This is a genomic window from Herbaspirillum sp. YR522, from assembly GCF_000282575.1.
Taxonomy (GTDB): domain Bacteria; phylum Pseudomonadota; class Gammaproteobacteria; order Burkholderiales; family Burkholderiaceae_D; genus Herbaspirillum.
This window is the reverse complement of sequence record NZ_AKJA01000161.1, coordinates 1-8,639: the sequence shown is the minus strand read 5'-3', so window position 1 is coordinate 8,639 and position 8,639 is coordinate 1. Positions and strand designations below refer to the sequence as shown.

The following is an 8,639-nucleotide window of genomic DNA, read 5'->3' as shown; positions in this document are numbered from 1 at the left end:
CCTGCGGACCACCTCGGTCCGAACGGTTTGCGGGTGATCGATGATAAGCGTGCCATTCCCCGTTCGGACTGAGTAGCTGCCTTGGCAGCGTATCGAAGGCGCGCGTGCCGGAACATCGGAGCGCCTTGAATACCGCCCTGCGGCCCCCTCAGTCCGAACGGCCCGTTAGTGCAAAAAAAATGCCGCTCAGTCTCGACTGAACGGCATCAGAACCGAAGTTCCCCTTTTTAATTCACAGCGCCGCGCTCAAACCTCGGCCAGCGCCCGACGACGCGACAGCAGCGGCAACAGCCCGCGTTTTTTCGGCGCCTGCTCCAGCTCGATCTCGCCGCCATCTTCAAGCCTGAATACGCTCACCAGCTGCGTCAGCGAGCCTGCCTGGCCGCGCATGGCCGCCGCCGCTGCCGCCGCCTGCTCGACCAGCGCCGCATTCTGCTGGGTCATGCCATCGAGCTGGCCGATGGCGTCGTTGACCTGGCCGATGCCGGCGCTCTGCTCGTTGCTGGCCACGCTGATCTCGTTGACGATGGCGTTGACGTGCTGCACGCTCTCGACCACCCGCGTCATGGTGCTGCCAGCCTGCTCCACCAGGGCGCTGCCGGCATTGACCTTGGACACCGAATCATCGATCAGTTGCTTGATCTCCTTGGCGGCCGACGCCGAACGCTGGGCCAGCGAGCGCACCTCGGAAGCCACCACGGCAAAACCGCGCCCCTGCTCGCCAGCGCGCGCGGCCTCGACTGCGGCATTGAGTGCCAGGATATTGGTCTGGAAGGCAATGCTGTCGATCACGCTGATGATGTCCACGATCTTGCGCGACGAGCCATTGATCTCGGTCATGGTATCGACTACCCGGCTCACCACCGCGCCGCCTTCGCTGGCGATGCTCGAGGCCGATGCCGCCAGGCGGCTGGCCTCGTGGGCATTGTCGGCATTCTTGCGCACGGTGGCGATGAGCTGCTCCATGGCCGAGGCGGTTTCCTCGAGCGCGCCGGCCTGCTGTTCGGTACGGGACGACAGGTCCTGGTTGCCTTCGGCGATCTCGCCCGAGGCCACCACGATCGAATCGGTACCCTGGCGCACGTTGGCCACGATGTTGCGCAGGTTGCCGTTCATCTCGCGCAGCGACGACAGCAGCTGCCCTACTTCGTCGCCACGCTTTTGCTCGGGACGCTCGCTGAGGTCGCCCGAGGCGACCCGGCGCGACAGGCCGACGGCCTGCTGCAGCGGACGCACGATGCCGCGCGTGAGGAACCAGGCGCACAACACGCCCAGCAACACCGCCACCGCTTCCAGCGCCAACAGCAGTTGACGGCTCTGGTGCGTCAGGACATCGATGTTGGCCGATGCGCTGTCGATCTCTTCCTGCTCGGCCTTCTGCAACTGCTGCATGGTGTTCTGGAACTTCTTGGACATCGGCATGAATTCCTGGATCAGCACCTGGTTGGCACCGTCCTGGTCACCGGTGGACTTCATGTCCATCATCTTCAGGTAGACCTCTTTATAGGTCTTCTGGAATTGCTCGATCTGGGCGTACAGTTCCTTTTCGTTGGCGGTGTCGATCATGCCCGCCAGCTCTTTCTGCAACACCACGATTTCACGGTTGGCCGCCAGTTCTTCGTTAAGGAAATAATTGTTCAGGGTCGGGTCGGAGCTGCGCGACATCGCGATGGTGCGCAGGATCGCCGCGCGCAGCGTGCCGTACCAGTTAGAGATGAGTCGTTCCTTGCGTACCGATTGCGACACCATCTCGTGGGTCACGTCCGAGACCACCTGCAGGCGCCACACGCCGATTGCCATTACCCCCACCGACAGCGCCAGCACCAGCGCAAACCCGATCGCCAGGCGGCTGCCGATCTTCATGTTTCCGATGAACTTCATTTCTTTTCCTTGTTGTGATTGACGGCCCCCGAGCTGCCGCCCCGTATTTTGCCAGCAAGAAACGTTCCTGTGGGGTATGTGCGACTGCCAGCATGGATGAAATTTATTGTCCGTGATGGCAATGCAACGGGCCGCGCTCGGCGACCCGCTGCAATCATTGGACTAACTTACTGATAGGTGGTGGCGATCTTCTCGGACAGCGGGACGTTGAGCCACTTCTGGACGATCTTGTTGAGTTCGCCATTCTTCTTGACCACGGTGATGGCATCGTTGACCTTGGCCACCAGCGCCGGCTCGCCCTTGTTCATGCCGACATAGCAGGTCGAGACGTTGATGACGTACTTCAGCACCGGCTTGGAGGTCGGCAGTTTCTCGGCCAGCGAGATGGCCACGAAGTCGCCCGTGCCGACGATCTGCACCTGCCCGGACACATAGGCGGCGATGAGGCTGTTATTGTCTTCGTAGCGCTTGATGACGGTGCTCTTTGGCACGCTGTCGGTCAGCATCAGGTCTTCGAAGGTGCTACGGGCCACGCCGACGGTCTGGTTGGCCAGGTCTGCCGGGCCGGCGACCTTGATGCTGGCGATGCCGAAGACGCTATTGTTGTAGGGCGCATAGCCTTGCGAGAAATCCAGCACCTTCTCGCGCTCGGCGTTCTTGCCCAGGGTCGAGATGATCATGTCGATCTTCTTGGTCTGCAAGAAGGCCATGCGGCTGGAGATCGGCACCGGCACCAGTTCGACCTTCACCCCCAGGCCCTTGCCCACCAGTCGCGCCACATCGATATCGAGCCCTTGCAACTGCATCGACGAGTCGATCGACCCGTAGGGTGCGAAGTCCTGCGGCACGCCGATCCTGACCACGCCCGCCTTCTGGATGTCGGCCAGCGCGTCCGCCATGGCATTGCCGGCGTACACGCTCATCAAGCCGATCGATACGGCCAGCACGGTTTTAACGAACTTCATGGATTCCCCCTGTTTGAAAGCACGATGAAATGCGGCTTGAGCTTGTGCCTCGCGCCGCGTGGATGATTCTGCCCGCCACCGGGCTTGTGCAAGGAATGTGCCAGCGTGCGCTTGCATGGCGCTTATATGCTTGAAAGCTAAGCTGTTTATCCAGACAATACTGTCCCAGGTATAGGAGCGAACATGGAAATCCGGCATTTGCGTTACTTCGCGGCAGTGGCCGAACACGGCAGCGTGGCCAGCGCCGCGCGCAAGCTCAATATCGTGCAGCCAGCCTTGAGCCGCCAGATCCATGACCTGGAAGAACAACTGGGTACCGCCCTGTTCGAGCGCAGCGTGCGTGGCGTGCAGCTGACCGCCGCCGGTCGCCAGTTCCTGCGCGACACCACCAAGCTGCTGGCCGACCTGGAGGCCGCGCGCGAACGCGCCTTGCGCGCCGCCGCCGGGCTCGAGGGCTCGCTGCGCATCGGCATCTCGCCCAATCACACCTGGCATCCATTGATCCTGCAGCGCCTGCGCCGCTTCCAGCGCGCCTTGCCCAACGTGGCCTTGATGCTGGAGCCGTCGCTGTCGACCCAGCAGTTGAGCCAGATCAAGGAAGGCCGGCTCGATGGCGGTTTCGTCGCCTTGCGCGATGCAGGCGATACCGAGCTGACCGGCCTGAAGGTGCTCGCGTCGGGCCTGCTGCTGGCGGTGCCGTCGCACAGTCCCTACGCGCGCAAGCCGCCGCAGCGCCTGCGCGAATTGAAGGACGAACCCTGCGTATGGTTTCCACGCGAGCGCTCGCCGGTGTATCACGACTACCTGATTCACCAGTGCCAGCGCGCCGGGTTGTCGCCGCGGCTGGTGCAGATCGGCGCCGACGTCGCCACCACGCTGGGCATGGTGGCGGCCGGCATGGGCTATTCGATCGTCTCGGAAATGTCACGCTACAACTGCCCCAAGGAAGTGGTGCTGCATGCCCATCGCGACCTGCCCGACACCTACGACGTGGAGCTGGTCATGCGTGCCGGTGTCGACCATCCGGTGCTGTCCGCGTTCGCCCGCGTGATGAGCACGGCCGGCCCGCGCGAGAGCAAGCCGGGCTGATCCAATCGGCACCATCCTGTGCCCAAAACGCAATCGACGTCGCCGCGCCACTTCTATACTTTGCGCTCATCGGGTGCCGCTGAGCTATACCTTCAGGGCATGATATCTATGCATATAGAGTAGTTTTCATGCATAACCTATCCGCATACACTTGCGCCGGCCTTCAACGTTCATCCGGAGAACCGCGTGCTGCAACCATCGATATCGTCGCCATTGCCACAGTCGCCGCCGCCAGGGCTGCGCTTCGGATTTCCACGGGTCTATCTGGTGGCGCAACTGCGCGCCCGGCTGGAGCGCTTGCTGGGCGCGGGCGCCTGCCAGGTCGGGCATCTCGACCGTCAGGGCGAGTTCGTGGCGGTCGCCGCCGACGACGATTTCGATGGTCCCGAGTTTGCGTTGAGGCTGCGTCCGGACCCTCGAGGCGCCATCGCACGCGCGCATGTCGTGGCGCTGCAGGTGAGCATCCTGTACGGCCGTTATCACCTGCAGGTGCTGGGCCACGAGTTCGAGATCGCGTTCCTGCCGGTACTCGACGATACGCGCCTGACGACCGCTGCGCGCCGCATTGTCCACACCCTTGAGGGCGTCGCGCGCGTGCGCTGAGCCCTGCTCCGCTTCCCTGGCGACTTTAACTAGTCACCCTTTGTTGCCACGCCTTCGGGCGTGGCTTTTTTATCGCTTCGTTGCAAACGAATTATTCGAAATTCGAAATAAACGAAATCACTCGAGAAACCCGACCACAACCGCCAGCAGGAACGCAGCGGCTGCCATCCAGAACGTTGCCACATGCTGGCCCCCGGTCCAGGTATAGACCGCCGAATAGAGGTAGCCGCCCACCGCCTGGGCCAGCGCGAAGGCCACGGTCAGGCGGCTCCACATCGCCTCGCGGGCGTGCTGGTCGGGCACCAGCGCATGCATGCGCGACAGCCCCAGCGGCACCACGCCGGCAGGAAACGATCCGATCACCACCGCCAGCGCCATCAACCCTGCCACCTTCGCGGTCAAGGCCAGGCCGACCACGGCCAGCATCTGCAGCACCAGCACGAAGCGAATCGAGCCGCGTGCGCCCCAACGATCGGCGGCCATGCCATACAGCACCGGGCCGGCCATGGCGCCCACCCCGTAGGCCACCCACGCGGCCGACCCCAGCGCCGTGCCGTGGCCCAGCGAGCGGCTGACGTAGTCCACCAGGAACAGCATCTCCGGCACCAGGCCAAGCGCGCCCAGTGCGTATTGCACCAGCAGCACCTGCAAGCCGCGTGGCATGGCACCCTTGACGGCAGCGGGACTGCGCACCCGGGTGTGGTCGTGATCCGGCCAGGCAGGCCAGCTCAGTGCGGTCAGCACCAGCGACAGCGCCGCCAGCGACAACCAGGTGGCGCGCAAGCTGACTGCCAGCATCACCGGCACCAGCGTGCCGCTGATGGCCACGCCCAGACCGATGCCCAGGAAGATGGCGCCACTGGCCAAGCCTTTCTTGCCATTCGGTACGCGCCGTAGCACCACGCCCGAGACCAGCACCATGATGGTGCCACCGGCCACACCGGAGAGCAGCCGCCAGGCGAAGAACCACGTCTCCGACAAAGGAAATGCACAGGCCAAAAACGAGATCGAGGCCAGCAAGGTGGTCAGGCGGATCACCGTCACCGGCGACAGGCGCTGCGCCATCGCGCGCCCGCTCAAGGCGCCGATCAGGTAGCCGGCCAGGTTGGCCGCGCCCAGGTAGGCCACTTGCGAGGCATCGAACCACTGCGCATGGATCATCGCCGGCAGCAGCGGCGTATAGGCGAAGCGCGCCAGGCCGATACCGACCAGGCTGGCGGCAAGGCCGGCGAAGATCGCCGGAAAATAATGGCTGCGTTGTACCACGGGATGGGCGAGTTGCATGATTGAATCCTTTCGAGAGCATCGCTGCGTGTGACCAGAATAGCCGCTGCCGATGATGTATAGTTGCAGCACTTTTTCTCTTCAATGATGCGTTTTTGCATCGACTTTGGGATAACCATGAACTGGGACGACGCCCGCATCTTCCTAGCGCTATGTCGCGACACCACCTTGCGCGGTGCCGCCCGCAGCCTGGGCGTGGACCAGGCCACCGTCGGGCGCCGCATCGCCGCCATGGAAAAGGACCTGGGCAGCACGCTCTTCCTGCGTGCCTCGGATGGCTACCTGCTGACCGCCGCCGGCGAGACCGCGCAGGCCGTGGCGCGCCGCATGGAGAGCGCGGCGCTGGAGTTGCAGAGCCGGCTGCAAGGCCAGGACGATAGCCTGGCCGGCACCGTGCGCATCACCAGCACCGATTCGATCACGACCGATTTCCTGTTGCCGGCGCTGGCGCAACTGCGCCTGCTGCATCCGGGTATCAGCGTCGACCTCGACGTGTCGACCCAGATGCTGAGCCTGCCCAGGCGCCAGAGCGACCTGGCCATCCGCAACGTCAAGCCCGACAATCCGGACCTGGTCGTGCGCAAGATCACATCCTGGCCGGTCGGCCTGTTTGCCAGCGCCGCGTACCTCGAGCGCCATGGCGAGCCGCAGCCGGAGACCGAATTCGTCGGTCACCAGCTGGTCGCCTACAAGCCCTACGCCATGTCTTCCCAGGGCTTGCTGCTGCTGGACGAACCGGCCCGGCAAGGCACCGTCACCGCCCTGATCAATTCGAGCCTGATGCTGCGGCGGGCAGTGGCCGCCGGCCTGGGCATCGGTGAAATGCCGGTGTACATGGGCCAGCGCGAGAACCTGGTGCGCATCTGGCCCCAGCGACGGCGTCGCGCCGACTACGATGTGTGGCTGGTGACCCACCCCGACCTGCGGGCCACGGCCCGCATCCGCACGGTCGCCCAGTTCCTGACCGAAGCCATCCGCGCTGCCCACGGCAGCGCATGACGGTACAATCGCGCCCCAGACCGACAGCCCATCCCCATCATGTGCGTGAACTACAAACCCACCTCGGCCAAGGTTGCCGGGGCGCTGACCGGCGCCAGCACCGAAGGCATCGGCGACTGGCCGGAAGAAACCTGGCAGGACTACGCCGCGCCGCTGGTGCGGGCCGATGCCGGTGGCCGCCCGGAGTTGCTGGTGGGCACCTACGGCATGCTGCCCAAGCGCTTCCAGCAAGGCACGCCGATCTCGACCCTCAATGCACGCGCCGAGACCCTGTCCGAAAAGCGCAGCTATGCCAGCGCCTGGCGTGGCGTCCAGACTTGCCTGTTGCCAACCGAATGGTTCGTCGAACCCAATTACGAATCGGGCAAGGCCCAGCGCTGGGCCATCGGCATGGCCGACCAGCGCCCGTTCTGCCTGGCCGGCCTGTGGCGCGCCTGGGAAGAACCCGAAGGAGGACTGAGTTTTTCGTTTACGCAGATCACCGTCAATGCCGACCGGCACCCGCTGATGCGGCGCTTTCACAAGCCGGGCGAAGAAAAACGCAGCGTGGTGATCATTCCCCGCTCGCAATATGGCGCCTGGCTCAATGCCGGCTCCCCCGAGCTGGCACGCGCGATGCTGCGCCTGACGCCGGCGGCCTCGATGAAGGCCTGGCCGGCCGAAAAAGACTATCGCGAGACCCGCCAGTCTGACCTTTTCTGAAGCCGGTGCCAACCAGAGTTATCCCCGATTTATGTGCGCAAAACTGTGGATAACAGTCTGCAAGGCTTGCTATGTCATTGATTTCATTAGGAGTGCCGGTGCTGCCCGCATTTGAGGCAACCGCTAGCCGGGCGCCGCCAGGCGCAGCCGGTAACGCTCGCGCAGGGCGGCGTCTGGCTCACCCTGGCACACCAGCTTGCCCGCCACCTGCGCCGCCACCAGCACCCCATCGCACAACAGCAGGCGGTTGCCGGCCAGCGCCGGCACCTTGTCGCCCTCCAGCACGGTGCCGCACAGGTTGAGCGGATCGACCGCCGACAGCCTGACCAGTTCGTCCTCGGCAGGCCGGCGACGCATCTGGCGCAGTAGCGGTATGGCTTCGGGCAAGGCGAATTGCTCGCCCGACAGCCCGGCCACGAAGCGCCCGCCCCGAATCTCGCCACGCGCCTCCAGCCGGTGATATACCGGCAGCAACTCGCGCCACGACGGCAGCCACGACGCTTCGCGTTCGAGCAGGCGCCAGAACATCACGCCATAGCGTCGCAACAGCGTCATGGCCACGTGTTCCAGGGTCTGCGGCGCGATGCGCGGCTTGCGGCCCGGCACCGCCCTGGCCGGTACCGGGGCCACCGGGCCATTGTCGAGCGCGGCATGGTCGGCGGCAACGACGCCGGCATCATCGCGCCGGCGTACCAGCGCCCAACGTCCGGCCTCTTCCATCGATGGTCCGGCGCCCCGGTGGCGGTATCTATCCATGCGGGCGCGCTGGGCGCGCGGCTGGAGCATGGCGCGCAGCCCGTTGAAGCTGTCGGCGTTGACCAGGCCGGTGGCAACCAGTTCGCCCAGCACCGCCTCCAGTTCCACCGGCAACAGCCGCGCGTCCTGCGCCAGCTCCTCGAAGAACAAGGCGCCCTGTGCGCGCAAGGCCTCGACCACGCGCGCCGCGCGCGGCGACACGTCGACCTCGGCGGCGGCCGGCAAGGCGTGCCACAGGCTGGCCTGACGGCGCGGCAGCAACACCAGTGGCGTGCCGCGCACCGGGCCACCGGCAGCGCGTGGCGGCGCACCGAGGCGGGTCCAGACGATGCGTCCGGAGCGGCAGGCGTCATCGAGCCA

At 65.0% G+C, this 8,639-nt stretch carries 7 protein-coding genes and 1 pseudogene; 4 read left to right on the top strand and 4 right to left on the bottom strand.

Features of this window, described 5'->3' with window-relative positions:
* Window positions 1-246: 246 nt before the first annotated feature.
* Both PMI40_RS22585 and PMI40_RS22580 read right to left on the bottom strand, forming a co-directional pair.
* Window positions 247-1,881, bottom strand: a complete 1,635-nt coding sequence (locus PMI40_RS22585; protein ID WP_008120336.1) for a methyl-accepting chemotaxis protein — start codon at window positions 1,879-1,881, stop codon at window positions 247-249.
* Between the two features lie 167 nt (window positions 1,882-2,048).
* On the bottom strand, window positions 2,049-2,846 hold the full coding sequence (locus PMI40_RS22580; protein ID WP_008120335.1) for a transporter substrate-binding domain-containing protein: 798 nt from the start codon (window positions 2,844-2,846) through the stop codon (window positions 2,049-2,051).
* Between the two features lie 183 nt (window positions 2,847-3,029).
* On the opposite strand from PMI40_RS22580, the gene PMI40_RS22575 reads away from it, so the two are divergent.
* Both PMI40_RS22575 and PMI40_RS22570 read left to right on the top strand, forming a co-directional pair.
* Entirely contained in the window at window positions 3,030-3,935 is a 906-nt protein-coding gene (locus PMI40_RS22575) for a LysR family transcriptional regulator (protein ID WP_008120333.1), read from the top strand.
* 186 nt (window positions 3,936-4,121) lie between these two features.
* A complete protein-coding gene (locus tag PMI40_RS22570) occupies window positions 4,122-4,538 on the top strand; it encodes a hypothetical protein (protein WP_008120330.1) in 417 nt (138 codons plus the stop codon).
* A 117-nt stretch (window positions 4,539-4,655) separates the two neighbouring features.
* Here PMI40_RS22570 and PMI40_RS22565 read toward each other — a convergent pair whose 3' ends face one another.
* Window positions 4,656-5,822 (bottom strand): YbfB/YjiJ family MFS transporter, encoded by a 1,167-nt coding sequence (locus PMI40_RS22565; protein ID WP_008120328.1) that lies wholly within the window; start codon window positions 5,820-5,822, stop codon window positions 4,656-4,658.
* A gap of 117 nt (window positions 5,823-5,939) precedes the next feature.
* Here PMI40_RS22565 and PMI40_RS22560 point away from each other — a divergent pair, with 117 nt between their 5' ends.
* Window positions 5,940-6,821, top strand: coding sequence for a LysR family transcriptional regulator (locus tag PMI40_RS22560; protein WP_008120325.1), 882 nt, complete (start codon window positions 5,940-5,942; stop codon window positions 6,819-6,821).
* Between the two features lie 39 nt (window positions 6,822-6,860).
* On the top strand, window positions 6,861-7,523 hold the full coding sequence (locus PMI40_RS22555; RefSeq protein ID WP_008120323.1) for an SOS response-associated peptidase: 663 nt from the start codon (window positions 6,861-6,863) through the stop codon (window positions 7,521-7,523).
* A 123-nt stretch (window positions 7,524-7,646) separates the two neighbouring features.
* Here PMI40_RS22555 and PMI40_RS22550 read toward each other — a convergent pair.
* A pseudogene (locus PMI40_RS22550) lies at window positions 7,647-8,639 on the bottom strand (ATP-dependent DNA helicase); the annotation flags it as partial.